We start from the raw sequence: 23,329 nt of genomic DNA, 5'->3' as shown, positions 1-23,329 counted from the left end.
CGGCGGATTCGCGGCATGACGGTGGTCGGCCTACTCGATCGGGACCACCCTCAGATGTACAGCGTCCGGCTCAACGTGACCAGCGCGAACCCGACCAGGCCGACGCCACCGAGCACGATCGCCAGTATCGCCTTGCCCTGCCCCTCCGCGCCGGTGCGCGCGATCTGGTTTCGGGCGAGCACGCCCAGCACCAGACCCGCGATCGAGAACATCCCGATCGGGCACAGGACCAGGCCGACGCAGGACAGAATCAGCGCGGGCGTCACCATCGTGTTGGCCGGCATCGGCGCGGGCGCCGCGAATTGCGGTGGGGGCTGATAGGCGGGGGGCGCGGGCTGCCAGGCCGGAGCGGGGGCGGGCGGCGGCACCGGTGCGAAACTCTGCACCGGCGCGACGGCCGTGGTGGATGCCGGCGGCCGTTGCGCGTCCGCGAGCCGCTGGTCGTACTCGGATCGTTTCCCCGGATCCAGCAGCACGGCTTTCGCGTCGGCCAGCCGCTGGACGTTTCGCTCGGCTTCCTGTCGGCGCTCCAGATCCGGCAGCCCGGTGCGTTTCATCCACATTCGCTGCGCCTGAGCGATCTCCGACCTGAGCAGGTCTTCGGACGCCGACGGTGACACACCGAGCAGATCGTAGAAGTCGTCCAACGACGTTCCCTTTCGTTGTCGCAGCAGTCGGCCGTCGGTCAACAGCGTTCTGGTGTCACTCACAGAGAAGCCATCGGGCTCGGAATCGGTTCGAACCGATTACCCGCCGAACCGCATCTAACGTTCGACCACCTTTCAGACCCGGCGAGGACACTTCATGCAAGCGATCGGCATCGATCTCGGGACCACCTACTCGGCAGCGGCATTGGTGCAGGCGGGTAACCCCACGCTCATCGAGAACCAGGACGGCGATCAGCTGACGCCGTCGGTGGTGCTGATCGGCGCACCCGACGATGTCCTGGTCGGTGAGATGGCCAAGCGCAGCGCGGCTCTGATGCCGACGAGTTGTGTGCAGTTCGTGAAACGCGAGATGGGCAACCCGAATTGGCGGTTCATCGATCCGACCGGCGCGGAGTACACGCCGGAGCAGATCTCGGCGGCAATCCTCAAACGGCTCGCCGCGGGGGTCGCGAGCCGTTTGGGCGAACCGGTCACCGACGCGGTCATCACGGTGCCCGCCTATTTCGACGACGCACGTCGCAAAGCGACCCAGGACGCCGCCACGATCGCCGGTCTGAACGTGCTCCAGCTGGTCAACGAGCCGACCGCGGCGGCCATCGCCTACGGCGTGACCAAGCGCCGGGACGGTCTGCTGTTCGTCTTCGACCTGGGCGGCGGCACATTCGATGTCACGCTGTTGCGGGCCGACGGAACCGATTTCGACGTCAAGGCGACCGACGGCGACCGCAACCTCGGCGGCTACGACTTCGACAACGAGCTGATGGCGCATATCAACCGTATGGTTCAGGCCGACGGCGGTCCGGATCTGACCGAGGACGAGGTCGCCGTGGCGGATTTGCGCGAGCGCGCCGAAATCGCCAAGCGCACATTGACTTCGGTGGCGAAGACGCAGGTGATCGTCAGCGGCAAGGGCCGTACACACCGGATCGCGATCACCCGCACCGAGTTCGAGCAGCTGACCAAACCGCTGCTGGACAAGGTCGAGGTGATCGTCGAAGGGGTGCTCGCCGACGCCGGGGTCGGCTGGGCCGAGATCGACCACATTCTCCTGGTCGGCGGGTCGACCCGGATGCCGATGATCCCCGAGTTGCTGCGACGGCTCTCCGGCAAGTCCCCGGAGACCGGAATCAATCCCGACGAAGCGGTCGCGCTGGGCGCCGCGATTCTCGCCGATCAGCTCGCCGCGGTGGATACCGGACTTCCGCCGAAACTGGATGTGCCGCTGACCATCTCCGATGTCACGTCCCAATCGCTTGGCACGCTGGTCATCGACGACGGTCAGTTGGTCAACACCGTCATCATTCCCCGCAATTCCACCATTCCCTGCGCCGAGGAGGCCGTCTTCGGAACGACCGTGCCGAACCAGGAGACGGTCAAGACCGAGATCACCGAAGGGGAAGGCAGCGATCCCGACTACGTGACGATCTTGACCCAGAAGCTGATTCCGCTCCCGCCGGGATTACCCAGGGGCGCCCCGTTGCGCCACATCATGTCCTATGACATCGACGGCATGGTCCACCTGGAGATCATCGACGAGACCAGCGGCCACACCCTCGGCGAGATACCGCTGGACCGTCCGCTGAATCTCGGAGACGCGCAGGTCGACGCCATGCGGGCGGCGATGCAGGCATTGGAGATCCAGTGACACAGCACGACGAGACAGCAGTCGACGGCCTGGTTCGTGAAATCGGCTACCTGCGTGACCTTTTCGTCCGGCGGCTACGCGAGGACACCGACAAGCGCGCGCTCATCGACGACCTGTTCGCACGTACCAAACAAGCCGAGCTCGGACCGTTCCGTCAGTATCTTCAGCCACTCGTCTCCGATCTCGCGCTCCTGATCGGCCGGCTCGACGACTACGCGGGCAGCGACGCGGGATTCATCGATTCGGTCCGGGACGAACTACTCGAGGCCCTGGCGCGATACGGCGTCCGCGAGGTTCCGACCGACGGCGTCTTCGACCCGAGCCTGCATGAGGCGGTGGCAGTTCAGGAGTCCGAGGCCCCTCAGCACAGCGTGCTCGCTGTCCGGCGGCGAGGGTTCAGCCATGACGGCTGGGTATTCCGGCCCGCATCGGTGGTCATCAGCACACAGGACGCCGGGCAATGAACAGCCCGCTCGACCGGATCGATCTCGACGACATCGCCGGCTGGCAGGGGCGCGTCCGCGCGCTGAACGCGGCGACCGGCCGATTCCGCACGGCAGCCGCGCGGGTCGGCGCCGAGATCGTCGCCACCGCGCAGCGGCAACGAGATACCGAAGCCGCCGCGGCGAACTCGGCCGCACAGCTGGCCGCCCAGAAGCTCGACGCGGCGTCGGCACAGGCGGTTCGAGCGGCTGAGACGCTCGCCACCCGCATGTTCGACCAGCTGTGCCCGGGTGGTGCGGGGATGCCGTTCGATTCCGCGCAATGGAGGTCACCCGACCTCGTGGGCATCGGGCTGCCGACCCACCTGCGCGCCGGTAGCTGGCGGGGTGTCCCGGTAGCACTGCCGCTGCTGTCGGCCCGCGGCTGGTCGGTCAGCGGCGACCCGGCCCGTACCGCGGATTTCCTCCGCGGCGTCGTCTTGCGTCTGATCAGCTCGGCCCAACCCGGCCGGCTCCAGATCAGCTGCTTCGACCCGAACCTCTCCGGAACGCTCGGTGCGTTCGGCGGTCTGCGCGAGGACGACCGAGCCGCCGAGATCCTGCCGCCGACCATGACCTCCACCGCCGAACTCGAAACCCACATCAAGGATCTGGTCGCCACCATCTCCCGGCGAGCGGACCGGCTCAATCAGTTCGGCTATCAGTCCTTCGAACAGATGCAGCGCGAGAATCGTCGTCTCACCGAGAGCTTCCGGGTGCTGGTCCTGCTCGACTATCCAGCCGGTATCGACGCCCGCCTACAGCAGGAGGTGAAACGCGTCGTCACCTCCGCGGCCGGACGGGGGGTCTTCGTGCTCGTGCAGCACAACACCGAGGTGGTGCCCGCACCCGATGTCGTCCCCGCCGAGGTGACCGACCAGCTGTCCGGTATCACCGGGTCGGGCACCGGATGGGCCAGCACCGTTCTGCCGTCGGTGCGGATCGAGCACGAGAACGCGCCGGGTGCGCGGGAATGCGCGGCGGTCGCGGCGGCGGTCGCGACGGCAGCGGCCGGGGCCGCCCTGGACTCGGTGTCGCTCTCCGAGGTGCTGGTGCCTCCGGCCCGGAGGCTGGCTCGCGTCGAAGACGAACTGCACGTCCATATCGGCCTCGACGAGAAGGGCGAACCGACCGGACTCCGCCTCCGCAGTTCCAATCCGCCCCTGCCGAACGTGCTCATCGGCGGTGCGGTCGGCCAGGGTAAGTCGAACCTGCTGCTGACTCTGATCCACGGTCTGGCCGCCGCGTACGCACCGCGGGACCTGGAGATGTACCTGCTGGATTTCAAACAGGGACTGGAGTTCTCGGTGCTCGGCCCCGGGCCGGACCGCAACTACTGGCTGCCCCACGCCCGGGTGCTCGGTGTCTTCGCCGACCGCGAATTCGGGCTCGCGGTGCTGCGCCACGTCACACAACAGCTCGAGGTGCGCAGCACGCTGTTCCGCGAACTCGGGAACATCACCGATATCGCGAGCCTGGCACCGGACGTCGAACGGCGACCGCCGCGAATCCTGCTCGTCCTGGACGAATTCCAGACGCTGCTGAGCGAGGACGACGAGATCGCCGTGGAAGCCACCGAACTCCTGGAGAAGCTGGTCCGGCAGGGGCGGGCGTACGGCATCCACCTGGTTCTGGCGACCCAGACGCTGCAGGGAATCCAACGGCTCGCGGTCAAACGCGACGCGATCTTCAATCAGGTCCCCTACCGAATCGTGTTGCGCACCAGCGAGAACGACTCGCAGGAACTGTTGTCCCCGCGCAACACCGCGGCTGCCGGTTTGCGATTCCGGGGCCAGGCGATCGTCAACGACAGCCTGGGCGCCGTCGACGCGAACAAGGAAGTCCTGATCGCGCATGCCGACAAGTCCGAACTCGCCGACCTGCGCCTGGAGCTGTGGCGAACCGCGCCGACTCCCCCGCCGCGGATCTTCTCCCAGGAGGATCCGGCGGCGCTACTGGACACCGTCCGCCGGCATCATGACACGCTGCGTACCGGCGAGGAGAGCCGGCGCCTGTGGCTGGGGCTCCCGGTGAGCGTCGAGGAGACCCCCGTCGCGTTCGAGCTCCGGCCGGAACCGGGTGCGGGACTGGTGATCCTCGGAGACGACGCGGCGACCGCGCTCGGCGTGTTGTCGGGTGCCGCTGTCTCCCTTGCGATCTCGGCGCGCGGTGCGGGCGACCGCTTTCTGTTCCTGGATCTGCTGCCCGCTGACCCGCAGATCTCGCGGGCACGCGACACCCTGCTGCGCACGATGCGCAACCTGGGCGCGGATGTCGACATCGTCGGACGAGCCGAGGTCTCCGCGACCCTGATCGACCTGGCGGAACGCATCGCGTCGCGTGATGGCACCGAACCGCCCATCCACCTGCTCGCCTTCGGCTTACACCGAGCCGTCCGGCTCGACGCGGGGATCGGCGGCACCGCCCGAGATGCCCTGCAGACAGTGGTCACCGAGGGCGCGACGGTCGGTGTGTTCCTGCTCGGCTGGTGGAACCGTTTGAAATCCTGTGTCGACCAACTCGGATACAACCACGGTGTCGGTGCGCATCTGTTCTTGAGGCACCCGCTCGACGGCATCCGCGAGATCTGCGGATCCGGCACCGTGTGGGCACCGCGGCCGTTTCGCGGGCTGTTGAACGACGGCATGGCCGACGAGCCCCGCGCTGTGGTCACCTTCGTCGCTCCGACCCCGACCGAAGCCTCGGCCATCGTGCGGAGCGTGTGATGACCGATCCATGGAATCACTATGCCGAGGCTTTGCGCGCGCTGGCCGACGCACCGAACATGACCGCCGGTCAGCGGCGGGCGATCACCGACACCAGAACCAAACGTATCCAGAACGCGGACAAGCTGTTACGGGCGAGCATCGAGAAGCGTGAGCGGCTCGATCAACGGCTGCGCGAGCTGGCCGCCCTGGCCCGCAGCGCCGACTCGCAGGTTGTCGGCGACCGCAGCACACCACCGCCGACCATCACCCTGCCCGAACCGAAGACGATCGCCGAGGTCGTCCAGATCTGCGATCTGCTGACCGAGCATTTGCGGCACGCGACCAAATGCCTTGCCGAAGCGCGTCGCCGGAAAGAACGCCGGCAGATCGTCGTACCCGCGCCGGTCGCGCCCGCGCCGGTCGAACCACCACCGGTGCCCCAGGTCCCGCAACGGTCGGAACTTCCGTGGCCGTTGGTCGCGGCGGGCGTCATCGCCGCGGTATTGCTCCTTACTCTTCTCGTCCTCCTCGCCTTGTAAAGGAAAATCATGGCTCAATTGCAGAATCTCCGGTCCGAATTGCACCGCCTCGCCGCCGACGCCAAGAAGGTCAGTGCGGAGATCGCGGCGTTCGAGGCAAAGTTCTCCAAGCAGATCAGCGAAGTGGAGCGGCTGATTTCCGGGGCCTCCAAACGGGAGGACAAGAAGATCATCGAAATCCTGCAATCGGCCTCGAGCACGACCAAGAGCGCCGCGGCGACATTGCAGCAGGCGGGCAATGCCGCGCGGTCCTTCGGCGACAACCTCTGACCATGTCCGAGCTGAAGCGGATCACCGATGAGCTGACCGAATGCCTGCGCGCGGGCCTGGAGTCGGCCGACCGGTTGCGTTCGATCGCGCGACGGCTCGACCTGCTCGCCCATTCGGCACGCAGTCTGGCGGCGCGCGCCGACATCGACTCGCCCGATTACGTGCCCGCGGCGGCCGCCGCACGGACCGCGAGCCTGCTCGAGCAGGCGGCCCGCCAATGTGTCCGGGCCGCACCGCAGTTGGAGCAGGCCCACCGGCTGGGCATGCGATGGGTCGCCACGGCCGGCGAGTCCGCGTTCACGGAGAGCCTGCTCGCGCCGGACCCCGTGGACGAGGCCGCCGCGCGCGCCCGAGACGCGCAACGGCAGGCGTGAGCACCTGTCCGCTCAGCACTCCGGATCGACGCTCGCATCGCACAGGTCGGGAGCGTCGGTTGCTCTGTTCTGTTCGACCGTCCCCCAGACCGCCCGGGTAGCGATCAGTCCTCCGTTCAGGCCACCAACGACTCCACCCACGAGAACAAGCACCGCGGCGCACACCGCCGCGGCGATACTCATGACATACAACGCCTTTCGGCCGTGCCTGTAGCCCCGCGGCAGGCCGCTGACTGCCGCGCTCGCGGGCGGCATCGACACCGGGGCCGCGGTTGCGGGCCGTACCTGGCCCAGCCACAGCAGCGGATCGGCACCGGCCGAGTTGCCCGGATCGAGCCCGGATCGGTAGTACCTGACCTCCGTCGCGCTCTGTTCGAGCAAACGAACGTTGTTTCCCCAGCCGACCTGTTCCAGCCAGCTGCGCACGGACTCCCCCGTCCGCAGGTCCTGTCCCACCGCATGATCGATCAGCGCATCGGCCTTGCTCACCACCACGGCGATACGCCGCAGCCTCGGCAGCCGGGAGCGCGAGCGCAGCGCATCGAGCAGACGTCCGACGATGACATCGGGCAATCCCACCTCGGGCATGCCCTGCGGGCCGCCGACAGCGTGGCTGATCTGCTCACGTTCCATCGGTGTCAGCACGCGTGCCACCCCGTCCAACGCGAGCGGGTCGACCACGATCAGAAGTCCCTCGGCGTGCTCCAGGTAGCCCTGCGCTTCGACCCCGGCAGCGTCGACATAGGACTCGCCCGCCGGATCGAAGACGTAGAGAATGCGGTCCGAGCGACCGCCGGAGTCGATGTCGACCATCAGGCCGTCCGGCATGCGCTGCACGGTCTTCAGCACCGATCCCCCGTCGCGCAGTGCCGCTCGTGCCGCTTCGAACGCCGACTGCTGTGCTTGTTCACCGAAGGTCATGCGGGCGCCGGCGCTGTCGAGCGTGTGCCGCAGCGAATCCACCGACAGGCAGATCAACGTGCTCTTGCCCGCGGCCGTGCCGCCCACGACCGGGATGGCGACAATCGGCACCCGGCCGATGCGCCGGGGCAGTCGACGGTCGCAGTGCGGGCAGACCGCCGCCGCGGCGCCCCGGTGCCGCCCGAAGAGGACTGTCGTGGTCAGCGAAGTGCCACAACGACAATCGTGGCGCAGCAAGCCGAACCGATTGGGTAGCAACCGTCGATGCACCTGCTGACAGCCCGCACAATCGTAGGCGGGCAGCGCGATCGCTCGATAGCAGCCCGCGTAGGGACACGATTGGCGAATCCCCCGCCACACCATGACGAGGGATTCCATCGCGCTCACCGCGCTCCAGGCCACCAGCCACACCGACCCGCCCACCATCAGCAGCAGCGTCAGGAAGACCGCGATCAACAGATACGCGGACATGATTCCGGCGACGCTGCCGGCCACGATCGCGACCAAGGCCGGCAGCAGGACGAGCACCGGCACCACACCGAGGTCGAGCCGATCGAAGCCCGCTCGGGCCGCGAGCCTGGTCTCTTCCCACGCGCTGCCGCCGATTCGCGCCAGGTCCTGCCACAGCTGTCTGATCGGATAGGCGAGGTAAGCGGGTTCACCGGAGTCCTTGTCCGCACGCCGACGATAGGGCGGCAATTCCGTTCCGGCTTTGGTCCGGTCGCCCAGCACGATCCGGGTCTCGTTCACATAGTGCAGGATCGTCACGCCGGCGAAACCGATCAGTGCCACGCACCCGATGATCGGAACCAACGCGATCTGCAGCATGAAGAACATGACCGCGACGCAGACGCCGAACCCCGCGATCAGCAGCCACACGATCCATCGGTCATCTTTCACGAGTGAACTTCCTTAGAAAATGCCCCGGCTCGGCGGCGTTGTGCGCGCGGCGACCACGCAGCAGATCGTTGAATTCCGTAACGAATCCAGGGTCACGCTGACCGAGATAGCGTTCACATCGGTGCTTCGCCGACCGGGTACCGAACAGATTCCGCAGGTGGTATTCGAACTGTCCCTCGGTCTGCCCGAGTCGGTAGAAGCGCAGAATCGTCTCCGCCAAGAAATGCGGATCCACGTGCAGGTTGGTCGATTCGATCCACACCTCGGCGATATCGCATCGAAACCCCGGGGCCATCTCGGCCAGCAGCTGGGCCAGGAACGCCGAATCGTAGGAACGGAGTAGACCCGCCAGGGCACGGTCGGCGTGCTGCCTCAGCAGCGGGGAAGCGTGCCGCCTGAGCTGGTACACCGACTCGATCGCGGCCCCGGGATCGAGGTCGGCGTCGAATGCCTCGCAGACCTCCCAGACGGCGAGCACGAACTCGGCGTCGCAGTGGATGGCCTGATCGGACCAGCGGTCCCGCTCGCCGACCGCCGCGGTGCGCGACAGATCGAGGACCGCCCGCGCCAATTGCGCGCTCGCGCGCGCGTCGGCCAGGCCCGATGCGAGCGCCTGGCCCAGCATGGCGAATACGTCCGGCTGGTATGCGATATCGCGGTCGAGGACTTCGAGCACATCGAGGCTCTCGCGTGCGCTCGGCGGATTGCCGTCCCACAGCCGGGCCACGCTCGCCGCCAGGTCCCGGCCGGACAGTTCACCGCTGTGGTAGCGCCGCACTGCCTGATCGACGGCGTCGAGGCGACAGCGTGGATCATGGCGGGCCGCCGCGCGCTGTGCGGCGGACCCCACCTCGACCTCGACCTCGGCCCCCGCCTCCGACATCTCGATCAGCGTGTCGATGGCCTCGAGATCTCGCTCCCGCCACGCCCGGACCACGGCGGTCGCGAACGGGCTGCACGCCGTGGAATCGATCTCCGCGACATCGGACATATCGAGATGGAAGACGCGGCCCCGGGGGCGCGCAGTAGCCCAGATGCCCGGCGTGGTGCCCACCAGGCGATACTGCGCGGCATCCGGGTCCGCCGAGTAACTGAGGAAGCTCAGTTCGTCCGTGCTCGTCGCGGGCAGCGAATAGAACAGTGCCGCGATCCACAACGCGATCTCGTCCGTGTCGACGGCGGTGAGCAGAATTCGACCGACATTGCGAGCCAGGCTGTCCTGGACCGCGTCGAGCAGCGAGCCCAAGAGCGTGTAGGCGTCGGGTCCGCGCGCATCGAGGTGCTGCGCGATCACGTCGGGGCTCAGGTCCGGGTTCGGCATGATCTCTGCCAGCTCCGGCAACACCGCGTTCTCGGCGACGGATTGCGGCCATATCGGCGAGCGCCAGAGTTCGATCGGGCGAATGCCCTCGAGTTCGTCACCGTCGATGATCAGCGCGTGCGCGAGGAAATTCCCGTACCGCCCCGAATAGTCCCTGCCCAGATATCGGGTCTGGGTGATGGTGCGACGCGGGCCGCCGGACAGGTAGCCCAGAGCGACCGGAAATCCGGCGAGGTCCGCGGCGTCGGGCCGGGCCGCCAGCTCCGGTGGCGGCCGATAGGTCATGTGCGGCAGCACAAGTCGCTTCTCTTCGTCCGATACCGCCGGGCTCGCCGCGACGTATTGGAACCCCGAATGGCCGGAGAGCCCGCGTTCCACCGAGGAGAACTGAAGTTGCTTGACCATCCTCGTTCACCCCTTCGTCGCGGGCAGCATGCCGAATTCGTGCAGCAGCCACAGCACGGGATCCTCAACGCGATGCGGCTGCACGCCGACCGGGTCGACCGTCTGATCGATCGGGGCGTTGCCCAGGGCCGAGAGGCCGAACAATCCGTACCGTCGATAGTTGTGTGAGATGAACAGATCCAGTTGCCGGGCCTGCCAGATATCCAGTAGCGCGCGAATCTCCTCGTGCACCGCGTTGCGGTCGGCGCCGTCGAGGATGCCTGAGGCCGGCCGGGGCTCCAGCAGACGCGAGTTGCGGGGCAGGTCCGAACGCAAGGTGTCCGCCTTGGATAGGGCGAGTGCGATCGGAACAGGCAGCAGCGCACCGCTTTTCACCCGATGGTGGGCACGCAGATGCTCGGTTACCCGTGCGATCACGTCCAACCCGGCTTCATCCCGCAGCGTGCTCGGATCGACCAGGAAGATCACCGCGTCGGCGGCGCCCAGGTAGGCGAGATTGCGAGCGACGGCATCCTCGCTGGTGAAATCCTCCCCGGCATTGTCGAACAACACCATCGTCACGGCGGGGTTGCGCCCCCAGCGCCGACGCTCACGGCCGCCGGTGATGGTGTACAGCAGCGGATGATTGAGGCCCACCGCCGTGGACTGGGTGCTCTTGACCATTGTTCGCGCACCGAACAGCGGATCGAAGAATTCCTCGCGATAGCGCCGCCGGGTCGTGTCATCGCACTCGGCGAGCGACAAACCGAATTCCTTGCCGACCCGATTCTTGAGTTCGTGGATCAGTGTCGCGATGTAGGTACTCTTCCCCGACTCCTTGGCTCCGATCAGTGCGACGATCCGGGCCGGTGTGTCCACATACTGCCCCGGCAATCTGCTGTGGCAGTGCGGGCATACCCGGTGCGCGGATTCGAGCCTGCACTCCGGGCAGATCGCGAGCGAATTCCGGCCGTCCGCCGCGAACACCGGCGCCATCAACTCCGGTGCGGGTAGCCGCTTGAACGTCGCGAACGCCCTATCCGGCACGTCCGCACACCCACGCTGACCGGCCACCTGGCCGCGACACCGGAACTTCACCTCCTCCAGCGACGCGGAGCCGAAACAGTACGGGCAGGTCAGTGCGGCCCGCGCGGCGACACTGCGTTTGGGTCTCACCGTCGGCCCCTCCGAAGTTGATCCACTGGCGGGTCGGCCAGTTCGACAGCGTCACCTTCGACGAATCCGCGCAGCCAGAACGGTTTCGGTCCGGCGGGCAACGAGAGCACCCGGCGCACCGGCGCGTCCGGGGCGATATCGACGACCAGCTCGAGCACCCGGGCGCATTGCTCGACCAGCACCGGCATGACCGTGCCCGCCCGCTGCCCGAGGATGAACCGGACACCGGACACGCTGGTCGCCGACCGCAGTTCGAGAACCAGCTCGCGCCGCCAGGGCAGCCCCTGGGCGGTAAGGGTGTAGGACACCCGGGATATGGCGGGAACAGTGGCGCGCTGCGGTGCACCGACCCGGTCGATACCGCCCAGCCGCGCGATCGGGCGCACCGCGACCACGGTCGCCCGGCTCCGGTCGACGTCGAATCGGATGGCACCGTCACGCTCGTACTGCGCCCTGCTCGCGGTGATCAGCCGGCGCTGGTCCCCGTTCCACCATTCGACCGAGGCCGAGGCCAGTTCCTCGGGCCAATGCCAGCTGACCGTGACCTGATCGCCGGCACCGCCGGCACGCAGCCCGCGCAGCGGGGCCAACGGCAGGTACTCGATATCGGCGCCGATCACCGCCGACTCCCCGCCGATGCTCACCGCGACCACACGCAGCGCGCGGTCCGGCAGCTCGAGGGTCATCCCGCGCGATCCCGCGCGTCCAGGCAATCGGCGTCCCGCGGCGGTCAATTCGGCGATCGGAACACCGGCGCCGAACGGCCACGGCACACCCGACTCGAAACCGAAGAATTGGACGACCCCCTCCGCCGGCTGGGTGTAGCTCAGGTCGAGCCGGCCGTTGTCGACATCGAAGTCGAGTTCGCGCACCGGCTCGGGCGGGCTGGACGGCTGGACCGTGTGGAACGTCCCCGCGGTGCGGGTCTCCGCGCCGTCACCGTCCAGATAGACCGCGGAAATGTGGTAGCGGTAGGCGATTCCGTTGCGCACGCCCCGGTCGAGGAATCCGTCCCGCTGACAGGGAATCTCGACTCCGGTGTCGTCTCTGCCGACCTCCCGGCGCCGAACCACAACCCGGTCGGCTTCGGGTGCGATGGTCCAGCGTCCCGATACCGTCAGGTCGTGGGTCTGCAACCCGATACCGTCCGGTTCGGGCCGCAGCACGATCGGCGAGGCGACCGCCAGCGTGGACGCGATGCCGTCCCGCTCTGCGAGCACCGCGTAATGCAGCGCCGAGTTCACCGGCGGTGCGCCGTCGAGCACGGATCGAGTGCCGGTCTCGCCCACTGTCCGTTCCGCCTCGAGCTCGGTGCTCGGCGCGCGATCTCGCCCCACCAGCACGCGATAGGAGATCTCCCCGGCCTGCGACCGCGATCCCCGCCACGTCACCACGACACCGTTACTTGCCTGCGCCGCAACCACATCCGTCACCGGCGCCGGTGCCAAGAGCCGGGCGAGCCGGGGCAGCGCCGGCAGGTCCGCGGCGAGGTCCTGCGCTTGCTTCCACAGACCCCAGTGCAGATCGACCGTCACCGGATCGGCGCGGCCGGGTTCGATTCGCGCACACAATTCTTCGGCCTGCGCGACGCGCTCACGAGCCAGTGTCGCGATGGTCTGCGCGTCGGGGGGCACCGGCGCGGAGTTGGCGACCAGCTGCGCCGCCGCGTAGACCTCGCCCGCGGCCATGAGATCCTGCAACTGCGCGAACAGGGGACTCGCCCCCACCGCCAGGTCCTCGTGCATCACCGCGAACACGACACGCTTGCCGTCGGCGCGATCGATACCGAGGTCGCCGACGAGGTATTCGAGCAGCCGATCCTCCGGTGTCCGGCTACGGCGCCGGTCCCGCACATATTCGGCGATCTCGTACTGGAGCAGCTTCAGGATCGCGTCGTGTCCTTCGGCGACCACACCATGCAAAGCGACTCGAACGGTGTCCGCGTGCGTCGACCGATGATCGCGTGGGCGTTCCTCCCAGGCTCGGCGCACCCGCTCGAGCTGGGCATCATCGATCCGGAGCCCGGCGCGCCGCCCCACCGCGAACCGGTCGAAGACCGAAATCGCCTGATGCCGCTCCTCGAAGACGAAGTCGACGGTATGGCGATGATCGAGGACACGCAGCGCGTCACTGTAGGTCCCGAAGGTTCGGATCGGCGGCACGGCAGGCAGTAGGTCGGGCTCACCGATCCGAACATCCGGCAGCGCGCCGGCCGTAGCGAAGGCGGACTCGCGCACGAGCCCGTGCTGTCGCGCCAGCTGTTCGACAATCGCCGGCGCCACCCGTCCGGTCACTCGTGCGACCGCCGTGACCGCCTCACCGAAGCCGCGCGACCGGGAACTCAGCTCTTCGCGTTCCGCGCGGATCGCGGCCTTGATCGCCGAATCGTCGCCCGCCCGCGCCGCGGCGAAAATCGCCTCCAGATCGGCGTGTTCGGCCATCATACGATCGACGAGGACCGCGTACTGGGCCTTCTTCCTGGCCCGTCGCCACGCGGCCCGCACCTCGTCGGCCCGCTCGGCGATCCGTCGTCCCGAGAGATCCCCGATCTGATACCGCTGCTCGAGTGCGGGCAGAAGATTGCCCGCCCGCCGCGCGGGCGTGAGCACTTCCTCCACGTAGCGCTTTTCGTCGAAATCCACGGCGGTGCCTCGTCTAGCTGACCGCCGCCGCGGACACCGATTGCCGTGCCTGCTCGACCTCGTCCTCGGTCATCCCGCCGACATCGATGGTGAGATCGAGCCGGGCGCCTGTTTCCCGCTCGATCGCGACGACATCGAGGGTGCCGTTCTTCGCCAGCCCGAAGGTGACGTCGATCGGCCAGCCCGCGAGTTTGCCCGGCGGTATGGCGACATCACCCTCACCGATGCAGGCGTTGTTCTCGAGCTTGTCGGATTCGCGCGCCCCGGCCTGCTCGTGCACCCGGACCCGGATCCTGGTCTGGCCGTCTTCCAGGGTGTAGAACGGCTGGGTCGCCTCGGTCGGCAGCACATCGTTGCCGTGGATGAGGTGATGGACACGTTTGATCCGGGTCGTCTTGTCGGTTGCCTCCATGCCGAAGCTCCGTGAGGCGACCGTCTGGATCTGGCGTTGCGCGATCACCTGTTCGTCGGCCGCGGACAAACCCGCCTCCGCCGCCAGTTGTTTCGCCTTCTCGGTGTCGCCGCTGATGACCGCGTGCCGGAACGACTCCTCGAAGGCGTAGCGGGTGGCCCCCTTCGCCACGGCGAGATCGGGGTCATGGACTTTGACGTCGAAGCCGAACTGTTCGGTGAGCCGCGTGAGAACGGCCGGCATGCGGGTGGATCCACCGACCAACAGGACCTTGTCGAACGACGAGACACCCCGCCGCGCCGCCTCTTCGACGGTGCGTTTGGTGATGTCAATGGTGCGGTCCAGCAGGTCGCGGGTCAGATCCTCGAAGCCCTGCCTGGTGAGCGTGACGTCGACCCGGCGGCCGTCGTGCAGGATCTTGCGCGTCAACTCCTTCTTCGAGGACAGCATCTGCTTCGCCTCCTCGGCCAGTTTCAGCAGATCCTGCTCGACCTCGCTGCTCTCGAGCGGGTCGGAGGCATCGGGTTGACCCGCCCGGAACTCTTCGGCGAAGTACTCGACAAGCCTGCGGTCCCAGTCCGCGCCACCGAGATCGTGGTCGCCGTCGGTGCACACCACCTGGATGTCGCCGCCACGAATACTGATCACCGTGGTGTCGAACGTGCCGCCGCCGAGGTCGTAGACGAGGATGTCGGCATCGGTGCCACCGCTGACGACACCGTAGTCGACCGCGGCCGCGACGGGCTCGCTGACGATATCGATGACATTCAGTCCGGCGATCTCGCCCGCGCGCCGCGTCGACTCGCGTTCGGCCGCACCGAAATACGCGGGGACGGTGATGACGACGTCACGGACTTCGTGCCCGGAGAACTGCTCGGCCTCCGCCGCGAGCTTGCGCAGGATGTAGGCCGAAACCTCCTCCGGGGAGTACCGCCGGCCATGGATCTCCGGCGTCTTGTACTCGTTTCCCATCTCCCGCTTGATGAGACCGACGACCAGGTCGGGCTGAATCAACGCCGACTCCTTGGCCGCGGCGCCGACCGTGATGTCCTCGGCCGATTCGAAATAGACGACCGACGGCAGGATGTCGCGCCCCTCCGACAGGCGCACGATCGCTGGGCGGCCGACGTCATCCATATAGGCGATGCACGAATAGGTCGTGCCGAGGTCGATTCCGAACACTGCCATGTGAATTCCCGTTCGCTAGAGGGCGTTTACTGTTCTCGATCGGCGACGAATCGACCGACCACGACTTGCGCGGGCCGCACGACGCGGTCACCGCGTTCGAATCCGACCGCCGTCACCTCCAGCACGCACGCGTCCGATTCCGGATCATCGACGTCCATCCGGCGTCCGACGCGGTGCCGGACCGGATCGAAACGCTGCCCCGGCGCCACGTCGTAGGGCTGCACGCCCGTGCGTTCGATCAGTTCACGCACGTCATCGGCGAAGGCGTCGAACAGATCGCGCACCGCTTCGACCGGGGGCGGAGTTCCCGGTGCCCAGCGGCCCACCTCGCGGCACAGCGCATCGTGCAGTCGAAACAGCCCGTTGCGCACCGGGACCAGCATCGAATCGATCTGGTCGCGGCGCAGTGCCTGGTTCTCCTGATGCAGCCGGTCGATCACGACTTCCCGGGCACGGGCCCGATCGTGTTCCCGGCGCACCTGCGCGGTGAGCTCGCACAGCGCGTGCACGAGGTCGGTCTCGGGAGCCGCGTCGGCGACTGCGTGCGGCTCGGCCGATTGCTCGATCGCGTCGGATGTCATCTGGTCCTCGCTGGACTGTCGAGTTCACGGGAAATGCGGTCGTGCAGAACGAGTCCGGGATTGCAATCGCCGAATACGATCCGCCGTTGCTCACCGGCCGGTTCGACCAGGCAGAACGCCGTCGGGGGCAACGCCTGGAAACGGGTGGGCTCGACGATGAACTCGTATTCGCGCGCGGTCACCTCGCCGCGGCCTTCGCTGGTGCCGCCGCCCACCGTGGTGGTGCGGCTCCATGCGATATTGCGGGAGTCCGTCACCGATCGCGATTTCTGCGTATCGATGAATTCGTTCCATTGCCGGGAGCCGCCCTTGGTGCCGGAATCGCCGTAGCCCTTGTTGACGCCGTCCGACTCCGACCAGTTGACCTGCTTGCCGAACTCGACGGTGAGCTGGCTGAGGGTGAATTTGTGGTCGCGGCCGATGAATTCCGCCGCTGCCGCCGCATCCTGGTCGTGCCCCAGTTGCATCAGGATCGCCGCGCTGTGCGCGGTACCGATCAGCTCGCGCAGATCCCCGTGCAGTCGCTCCATGACGAAGACCAATCGGGTGCCGCCACGGCGAGCCTGCAATGCCATTTCCGTGAGCCGTTCGCGCCCGATGCAATCGGCGCCCGCGACGACGAGAACCCGGTCGCGCGCCCGGCCGGACCGCCCGCTCAGTTCGTGCAGTGCCCGTTCGAACAGCACCCGCTGCATGGTGCGGCGACGCCGCGCGTGCGGGCTGCTGCAGGTGGCGACCACCAATCCTGGCTCGTCCCACCAGGTCCGCGGCGTCGGCCGGTGCGGTGCCGGGCCCGATTCGGCGCGGGCGGCCGCACGCGCGAGGTGGCCCAGCTCCGAGGCGAGGAACTGCAGATTGCGATCCGACTCTCCGGTGGCGTCGGCGACCTCGACCAAGCGCCGCGTCTCGTCCTCGGACAACGCGGTGCTGCCCGCCGATCGGTAGGTGCGGCGCAGCACACTCAATGCCTGGGACAGGCGTTCCAGGGTGATCGTCGTTTGCAGCTGTGCCGCGGCCAGTTCCAGTAATTCGGCATCCAGAGCGCGGAGGTCCTCCTGCTCGGAAGGGGACTGGACGGGCCGGATCGACGCGGCCAGGATCTCGGCGACGTCATCGGGCGAGAGTCCGTCGAGCAGTCCCCCGATCTCGAGGTCGGCGGGGAAGTCGAGCTTGACCGCGCGATGTCCCACCTGCACCGTGCACCGGCCCAGGGCGTTGGCGACGTCCTCGTCGGTGAAGTCGAGTATCACCACGGCGCTGCCGGACCGCAGCGCCGAGGCGCCGAAAGTCGTGAGCAGACTTGCCCACCCGTGGCCGGAGCCGCCGAACACGTCGATTCGCGTCGCCCCCGACCGCAGATCCACCGGCTGCCACCGCGAACCGGCCTGCTCGGCGGACAGCTCCCGGCGGTGCGCCTGCCGCTGTTCCCAGGCACGCAGCGCCGCCCGATGCCGGCGCTGCGCACGTCGCCGGCGCACCGTCGGCTGTCCGCTACGCACCGCGGCCGAGGACAGCACCACCGGCCCGAAGCTGAAACCGATCACGACCAGCAGCGTGAGGAAGAAGTAGGTCCCGTCCGGATCGAGGTCATTGGTCTCGTCACCGCTGAGCACGACGAGAACCACCACCAGCACGACACCGCTGATCTTCAGCCGGGTCCACAATCCCCGCACCGACTGCGACCGCCGCTGCGTACGCTCGACCATGACCTCGGCGGACACCGGTTCCGGCTCCACGAACTCCGGCATCAGGTCGGTGCCGGAAGCCTGTTCGACCGGCTCCCGGAACTCCCACCCCCAACGCTCCCGAGCGACGAAGAGCCGCTCGGCCAACATGCTGTTCAATCGCTACCCGGTTCTCTGCGTGGACCTTTCGTTCACCACACAGATGCGATCGGCGCGGGGGTCGGTTCGCGGCGGTGGGACGAACCGAACGCACCACCACTCGCATCTGAGTAGTCGGGCCGATGCAGCGCGTGTCCGCGTTGCACAGCGTCGCCTGGTAGGGAGGTCCACGACACCACGATGAGCGCGGCACCGAGCCTGGACCGATTCGAATTCCACCGCATCACCGCGACACCACGCCTGTACGCCGAGCCGAACGATGTCGAACGCGAGGATCTGACCGACACCAAGATCGCGGCTCAGTTGTTCGCCGGGCTCACCGCCGCGCATGCGGAACTCGGCGACCTGGACGACGGCGCTCTCGCCATCGCGTGGGATCGTCTGCCCGGCACCCGGGAGCTGCGCGTGCTGCACGGTGGCCGCCCGGTCGATCCCAGCGTCGAACGAAGCAGTGCCGGAACCGAACTGCCGGTGCTGTACCCGCCGGGCAGCCGGGGCCAGCGGATGCCGGCCGGTCGACTCGTCCGCGAATGGGCGTCGTTTCCGGTCTGGATGTGCTGTGCGGGCCGTTCCGATCCGCTGTGGGGTCCACAGGGCCGATCCGAGACCACAGCCCCCGGCCGGGGCGGGTTCGAAGACTACGTCGCGCACATCAACGGCGGTTTCGCCTGGCTGGTGGTGGCCCAACCGCTCCCGACTGCGGCCGTCGATGCCGAACTCGCCCGGCTGAACCGGGAACTGCCCGGTTTGCGGCGGCGCGAGAATGTCGAATCCGATCGGGTTGCGTTGCTGCGCGGCGAAGCCCGCTTCCGGGAACTGGCGCGAGCGCATGCCGCCGGCCTGTGGTCGGTGCGCATTCTCGTCGGTGGCACGGACCTGGCGAGCGCGAAGCAGGCCGCTCGCCTGCTGTGCAGTTCGTCAGACCTGGACCAACTTCCCTACACGGTGCGACCGCTGCCCGGAAGCTTCGACCTGGCCGGTGCGCTCGCCGCGCACGAGAACGCCACCGACGAGTTCGCCGCTCCCTTCACGGCCACCAGCGAACTGGTGGCCGCACTCGCACGGCCACCACGCCGGGAACTTGCGGGTATCCGGGTGATCGAACCACCGGTCTTCGATCAGACACCCGAACGCCCCGGCGAGGTCGGCATCGGCGTCGTCCTCGACAGCGCCGACCAGGAAGTCGGCGAATTCTCGGTCTCCCTGGACACGCTGAACCGCCATGCATTCGTGGCCGGGGCTACCGGATCCGGAAAGTCGCAGACGGTACGGCATCTCCTGGAAGGGTTGCACGGCAGGGGAATTCCCTGGCTGGTCATCGAACCGGCCAAGGCCGAATACGCGCGCATGGCCGGTCGGATCGACGATGTCGTCACGGTGATCCGGCCCGGGGATCCACACGCGGCCCCGGTTGGGCTGAACCCGCTCGAACCCGAACCCGGATTCCCCGTGCAGACGCATATCGACCTCATCCGCGCGTTGTTCCTTGCCGCTTTCGATGCCGAGGAGCCGTTTCCACAGGTGCTCGCGAAGGCGTTGAATCGCGCCTACACCAACCTCGGCTGGAACACCGTCGTCGGAACGTCCATCCATCCGAAGGCCACCCCGCGCTATCCGCGGATGTCCGAACTACGCGAGGTCGCACTGGAGGTGGTCGATGACATCGGCTACGGAAGAGAGGTGGCCGACAATGTTCGCGGCTTCGTCGACGTCCGTATCGGCTCACTGGCCCTCGGCACGCCGGGCGTCTTCTTCGAAGGTCGCTATCCGCTCGACATCGGTGATCTCCTGCGGCGCAACGTCGTCCTGGAGATCGAGGACGTCGGCAACGACCAGGACAAGGCCTTCTTCATCGGCGCGGTGCTGATTCGAGTCTTCGAGCACCTGCGCATCCGAGCCGACGGAGGTCCGGCCACCCTGCGACACGTCACCGTCGTCGAGGAAGCCCATCGCCTCCTGAAACAAGCGCTACCGGGTTCTCCCGCCGAGCACGGCGTCGAATTGTTCGCGGGCCTGCTGGCCGAGATCCGCGCCTACGGTGAGGGAATCGTGGTCGCCGAACAGATCCCGGTGAAGATCGCGCCGGAGGTCGTGAAGAACACCGCGCTCAAGATCATGCACCGGCTCCCCGCCGCGGATGACCGTGAATTCGTCGGCGCATCGATGAATCTCGATGACGCGCAGTCCCGCAGCGTCGTCGCCATGGCGCCCGGCGAAGCCGCCGTGTTCGCCGACCGTATGGACCGGCCCATCCGCGTGCGGGTACCGGTCGGGGAAGGCCGGGAAAGCACCGAGAAGGCGTGCGGCGACGCGAAGATCCATGGGTCGGCAGCGCCGTTGACACTGCTCGAGCTCGAGGTGGCCAGACGGCTCGCCGACGACCCCCGGCTCGTGATCTGGATCGAACTGCTCGTCATCGCACACCTGACAGGAAGTCCATCGCCGGTCCCGGATCCCGCCTGGCTGGCCGGACTTTCGAACGGGATCTCTTCCGGCGTACTCGACGAGGCGATCGCCCACGGTATTCGAACCGCGGTAGACGACAGGTACGCCGGGCTGGCGGCGCATTATCAGCCGGAGGATCTGACCGACCACCTGCTCTGGTCGGTCGCACGAACGCGCCGCCTCGACCGCAGTTGCAGCGGATTCGAAGTCGAATGGCAGGCAGGGCGATTCCGTTGGGCGGACGTCATACGCACACTGGCGAAATGCGCGAAGCAGACGACGGGTGGCCCGCATCCGATGACTCCCGCGTGGAAAGCCCGCGGACTCGTCGTACCGGGTGACAGTCCGGCAGAGCAGTTCGATCAATTGCGCGATGATCCGAGCAGCTGGCTGCCGAATCGTTCGATCGTATTCGGCTCGGGCACGCCGAACCGGCTGGCCGCCGCACTCTCGAGAACGTCTCGAGAACGTATACCAGTCAATAGATTACGCGAAGGAAGCAGGTTCCTCCGAATAGCTGGGTCATGGCCCGAAGAAGTTCTCGAGCCATTGCTCGAGAACGAGTCCCAATGGAAGGTGAACACGAAATGAGCGAACTGCGTCCAGGTGGCGATTCCAATGGTATCGAGGACACCAAAGAGAACCGGCCCGACGCTGGTCAGAATCAGACAGAAGTCGACGACAACAGGGTGGACGCGCAACCGCGCGAAACCAGTAACGAGCGAATGTCGAAGTTCGATCAAATGCCGGGCGGGCGTGCGGAAGCCGATGAGCCCGGGTATGCGAAGGCCAACGACAAAGAGACCGACGCCGAGACCGGTAGCCCGGAGCCGCTCTCTGCGGACAACGCCAGCGACAGTAGCAGCGGCGACGGCGACGGCAACTAGCGCTGTGTCAGATGCGGGAACTACGCAGCGGCACAGCCGATCAGACTGCGGCGGCTGAGGGTTCGAGCCGCTCACCGCAGGACGAAAGCCAGGCTGTCGATGGGCAACGCGGCGGACCCGGCACCCACGACTCGGCGTCGGGACCGCAATCGGCCGACTCGTATCGCCCGGCCACGCTGCGCGATCTCGGCTTCGACTCCTTCGATGAGCTGTCGCCGAGCAAACGGGATGGCCTCGAACAGGCGCTGTCGGTCACCGAGATGGTGCCGGCAGCGCAAGTGCGATTCACCCAGCGCAGCATCAGTCCGGCCACTTCCGACGGGCTGTCCATCACCGATCTCGCCGCGGCCATGCGGGAAGGAGGCTGGCGCGGCGGTCCGGTCCATGCCGTGAGGTGGGAGACCGGCGAGCTGGCGAGCCTGGACAACAGACGCGTTGCCGCAGCCCGCATGGCGGAGCTGGATCAGGTGCCGACCGCCATCCACGATCCGAGCGATCGGCTCGAGGACTGGCCGCACGAATGGGACCGGGCCCGCCGCGAACGCAACGCACTCGGCGTAGACATTCGAGAACTGCCCGATGGAACTCTCCGTGTCGGCGGCGACGAAGGCGACATCCGCCACCACCGGGGGCAGGTCGCCGAAACCTGGGGCGAGATCGCGCTGTTCCGAGCGGCGGAGCAGCGCAGCCTGCTGCCGGGGGAACTGAAGGGTTCCGCCGAGCGGCCGGTCTACGCCGCCAAGCCCGCGGATCGCGGGGTCGCGGAGTTGCCCGCCGACGATTCTCGCTATATCTCCGAAGCCGTCGCCGCTGCCCGACCTGCGGCCGATCGAACCCGAGACGACCTGCGCGAAACGATCGGCGGCGTCATCGAGGACCTCGAGCTGAATGACGAACCGCCGGAGCTCCTCGGCGAGGATCACCGAGTGAAAGCGCCGGAATCGCTGGAGCGAAAGTACCTGACGGAGCGGAAACCTGGTGAGACGGTACCCGACTTCGTCGAACGGCAGAACGATCTGATTCGCTTCTCGATACAGCTGCCGGAAGGCGAAGACTATCGCCCCGCCTTCGAGGCTACACTCGGACAGCTACAGGAACGCGGGTACGAGGTCGTCGACATCAAGAACTTCTGGAAGGCAGACAATCGGTATCTCGGCATGAACACGACCGTGAAATCTCCCGATGGAGCACAGTTCGAACTTCAGTTTCCGACTGCCGACAGCTGGCGCGCCAACAAGCTCACCCATGAGTACTACGAGGTGTTTCGAAACAAGGACGAGCCGATCGAACGCAGAGTCCACGCGCTTCTCCGAACACTCCGTGTCAACAAGGAACTCGGGCTTCCCGACAGGATTCCACCAGGAATCGAAAGCCGATGGGCACCGGCCGATACCGGTTTCGAGACGTGGCGCAGAAAGCACCCGGATCTTTGGGCTGACTACGATGACTGGCTCGAGAACAACGGTCGCGACCCGGAATGGGCGGCAAGGCAATTCGAATTGGGCACAGCTCAATTCAGCGGGCACAACGAGGAGATCCGGGAGTGAGCATGCTCTACTACACTGCGGTATGCGAAGGCAAATTCAATGAGACACCGCCCTTTACACTATTCGTGAAGAATCGATCAGGCGATGCGCTGGTCTGGAATCAAGGAATTCAACAGTGGCAGTACGATCCGGCAAGGGTCGACTGGTTCACTTCCGACGATCGCAACTGGGAACGTTACGAGCCGGTCGACCGGGCGGCAGCGGAAGCGTTCTCCCGCCAGCTCGCGGTGGACGGCTCCTCGATCAGCGAACTGCCCAGCGAGGAGTGGATCGAGTGGTTCTTCTCCTGGAAAGGGGATCCGCCGTCCCACGAGGATGTTTCATGGGACGACGATCTCTATGTACGGGAGGCGAAGGAGGCCCGGCGGCAGCAGCTCGAGAACGGAGGCGAATAG

General features: G+C 67.0%; 18 protein-coding genes. 10 read left to right on the top strand and 8 right to left on the bottom strand.

The genetic code is table 11. The annotated features are described in order from the left end of the window. Nucleotides 1-50 precede the first annotated feature (50 nt). Nucleotides 51-710, bottom strand: coding sequence for a DUF4190 domain-containing protein (locus ACFVMC_RS28525; protein WP_379215292.1), 660 nt, complete (start codon nt 708-710; stop codon nt 51-53). 94 nt (nt 711-804) lie between these two features. On the opposite strand from ACFVMC_RS28525, the gene ACFVMC_RS28520 reads away from it, so the two are divergent. Genes ACFVMC_RS28520 through ACFVMC_RS28495 form a run of 6 tightly spaced genes read left to right on the top strand, consistent with a single transcriptional unit; the run spans nt 805 to nt 6,686 of the window. Then, nucleotides 805-2,313 carry an Hsp70 family protein gene (locus ACFVMC_RS28520; RefSeq protein WP_379215290.1) on the top strand — a complete coding sequence of 503 codons (1,509 nt, stop codon included), beginning with the start codon at nt 805-807 and terminating at the stop codon, nt 2,311-2,313. Next, a complete protein-coding gene (gene grpE / locus ACFVMC_RS28515) occupies nt 2,310-2,777 on the top strand; it encodes a nucleotide exchange factor GrpE (RefSeq protein ID WP_379215288.1) in 468 nt (155 codons plus the stop codon). The genes ACFVMC_RS28520 and grpE overlap by 4 nt, the downstream gene beginning before the upstream one ends. Beyond that, nucleotides 2,774-5,521, top strand: a complete 2,748-nt coding sequence (locus ACFVMC_RS28510; RefSeq protein ID WP_379215286.1) for an FtsK/SpoIIIE domain-containing protein — start codon at nt 2,774-2,776, stop codon at nt 5,519-5,521. Before grpE ends, ACFVMC_RS28510 begins: the two co-directional genes overlap by 4 nt. Continuing rightward, nucleotides 5,521-6,042 carry a hypothetical protein gene (locus ACFVMC_RS28505; protein WP_379215284.1) on the top strand — a complete coding sequence of 174 codons (522 nt, stop codon included), beginning with the start codon at nt 5,521-5,523 and terminating at the stop codon, nt 6,040-6,042. The genes ACFVMC_RS28510 and ACFVMC_RS28505 overlap by 1 nt, the downstream gene beginning before the upstream one ends. A 9-nt stretch (nt 6,043-6,051) precedes the next feature. After that, nucleotides 6,052-6,312 carry a hypothetical protein gene (locus tag ACFVMC_RS28500; RefSeq protein ID WP_379215282.1) on the top strand — a complete coding sequence of 87 codons (261 nt, stop codon included), beginning with the start codon at nt 6,052-6,054 and terminating at the stop codon, nt 6,310-6,312. A gap of 2 nt (nt 6,313-6,314) precedes the next feature. After that, a complete protein-coding gene (locus ACFVMC_RS28495; RefSeq protein ID WP_379215280.1) occupies nt 6,315-6,686 on the top strand; it encodes a hypothetical protein in 372 nt (123 codons plus the stop codon). Between the two features lie 12 nt (nt 6,687-6,698). On the opposite strand, the gene ACFVMC_RS28490 is transcribed toward ACFVMC_RS28495, so the two are convergent. From ACFVMC_RS28490 to ACFVMC_RS28460, 7 genes are read right to left on the bottom strand one after another with little or no spacing between them, the layout of a single operon-like run. Then, on the bottom strand, nt 6,699-8,507 hold the full coding sequence (locus ACFVMC_RS28490; protein WP_379215278.1) for a hypothetical protein: 1,809 nt from the start codon (nt 8,505-8,507) through the stop codon (nt 6,699-6,701). Beyond that, entirely contained in the window at nt 8,497-10,233 is a 1,737-nt protein-coding gene (locus tag ACFVMC_RS28485; protein ID WP_379215277.1) for a hypothetical protein, read from the bottom strand. Before ACFVMC_RS28485 ends, ACFVMC_RS28490 begins: the two co-directional genes overlap by 11 nt. A 6-nt stretch (nt 10,234-10,239) precedes the next feature. Then, nucleotides 10,240-11,388, bottom strand: coding sequence for a hypothetical protein (locus ACFVMC_RS28480; protein WP_379215275.1), 1,149 nt, complete (start codon nt 11,386-11,388; stop codon nt 10,240-10,242). Next, entirely contained in the window at nt 11,385-14,030 is a 2,646-nt protein-coding gene (locus ACFVMC_RS28475) for a hypothetical protein (protein WP_379215273.1), read from the bottom strand. Before ACFVMC_RS28475 ends, ACFVMC_RS28480 begins: the two co-directional genes overlap by 4 nt. A gap of 13 nt (nt 14,031-14,043) precedes the next feature. Then, entirely contained in the window at nt 14,044-15,630 is a 1,587-nt protein-coding gene (locus ACFVMC_RS28470; RefSeq protein ID WP_379215271.1) for an Hsp70 family protein, read from the bottom strand. Between the two features lie 26 nt (nt 15,631-15,656). Then, complete coding sequence (locus ACFVMC_RS28465; protein WP_379215270.1) at nt 15,657-16,211, bottom strand: nucleotide exchange factor GrpE; 555 nt, start codon at nt 16,209-16,211, stop codon at nt 15,657-15,659. Further along, on the bottom strand, nt 16,208-18,055 hold the full coding sequence (locus tag ACFVMC_RS28460) for a hypothetical protein (protein ID WP_379215268.1): 1,848 nt from the start codon (nt 18,053-18,055) through the stop codon (nt 16,208-16,210). Before ACFVMC_RS28460 ends, ACFVMC_RS28465 begins: the two co-directional genes overlap by 4 nt. Before the next feature lie 180 nt (nt 18,056-18,235). On the opposite strand from ACFVMC_RS28460, the gene ACFVMC_RS28455 reads away from it, so the two are divergent. From ACFVMC_RS28455 to ACFVMC_RS28440, 4 genes are read left to right on the top strand one after another with little or no spacing between them, the layout of a single operon-like run. Then, entirely contained in the window at nt 18,236-21,091 is a 2,856-nt protein-coding gene (locus tag ACFVMC_RS28455; protein ID WP_379215266.1) for an ATP-binding protein, read from the top strand. Further along, a complete protein-coding gene (locus ACFVMC_RS28450; protein ID WP_379215264.1) occupies nt 21,088-21,387 on the top strand; it encodes a hypothetical protein in 300 nt (99 codons plus the stop codon). Before ACFVMC_RS28455 ends, ACFVMC_RS28450 begins: the two co-directional genes overlap by 4 nt. 11 nt (nt 21,388-21,398) lie before the next feature. Beyond that, nucleotides 21,399-22,934 carry a hypothetical protein gene (locus ACFVMC_RS28445; RefSeq protein ID WP_379215262.1) on the top strand — a complete coding sequence of 512 codons (1,536 nt, stop codon included), beginning with the start codon at nt 21,399-21,401 and terminating at the stop codon, nt 22,932-22,934. After that, complete coding sequence (locus ACFVMC_RS28440) at nt 22,931-23,329, top strand: hypothetical protein (RefSeq protein WP_379215260.1); 399 nt, start codon at nt 22,931-22,933, stop codon at nt 23,327-23,329. Before ACFVMC_RS28445 ends, ACFVMC_RS28440 begins: the two co-directional genes overlap by 4 nt.

It is taken from the genome of Nocardia sp. NPDC127579, from assembly GCF_042672005.1.
In the GTDB taxonomy this organism is placed as follows: Bacteria; Actinomycetota; Actinomycetes; order Mycobacteriales; family Mycobacteriaceae; genus Nocardia.
Note: the sequence above shows the minus strand (reverse complement) of the source record. Positions and strands in the feature narration are given on the sequence as shown.

Coding starts and splice junctions, on each gene's coding strand:
- ACFVMC_RS28520 (WP_379215290.1), top strand. CDS start 805: ATGCAAGCGATCGGCATCGATCTCGGGACCACCTACTCGGCAGCGGCA.
- ACFVMC_RS28510 (WP_379215286.1), top strand. CDS start 2,774: ATGAACAGCCCGCTCGACCGGATCGATCTCGACGACATCGCCGGCTGG.
- ACFVMC_RS28505 (WP_379215284.1), top strand. CDS start 5,521: ATGACCGATCCATGGAATCACTATGCCGAGGCTTTGCGCGCGCTGGCC.
- ACFVMC_RS28500 (WP_379215282.1), top strand. CDS start 6,052: ATGGCTCAATTGCAGAATCTCCGGTCCGAATTGCACCGCCTCGCCGCC.
- ACFVMC_RS28495 (WP_379215280.1), top strand. CDS start 6,315: ATGTCCGAGCTGAAGCGGATCACCGATGAGCTGACCGAATGCCTGCGC.
- ACFVMC_RS28485 (WP_379215277.1), bottom strand. CDS start 10,233: ATGGTCAAGCAACTTCAGTTCTCCTCGGTGGAACGCGGGCTCTCCGGC.
- ACFVMC_RS28470 (WP_379215271.1), bottom strand. CDS start 15,630: ATGGCAGTGTTCGGAATCGACCTCGGCACGACCTATTCGTGCATCGCC.
- ACFVMC_RS28465 (WP_379215270.1), bottom strand. CDS start 16,211: ATGACATCCGACGCGATCGAGCAATCGGCCGAGCCGCACGCAGTCGCC.
- ACFVMC_RS28455 (WP_379215266.1), top strand. CDS start 18,236: ATGAGCGCGGCACCGAGCCTGGACCGATTCGAATTCCACCGCATCACC.
- ACFVMC_RS28450 (WP_379215264.1), top strand. CDS start 21,088: ATGAGCGAACTGCGTCCAGGTGGCGATTCCAATGGTATCGAGGACACC.
- ACFVMC_RS28445 (WP_379215262.1), top strand. CDS start 21,399: ATGCGGGAACTACGCAGCGGCACAGCCGATCAGACTGCGGCGGCTGAG.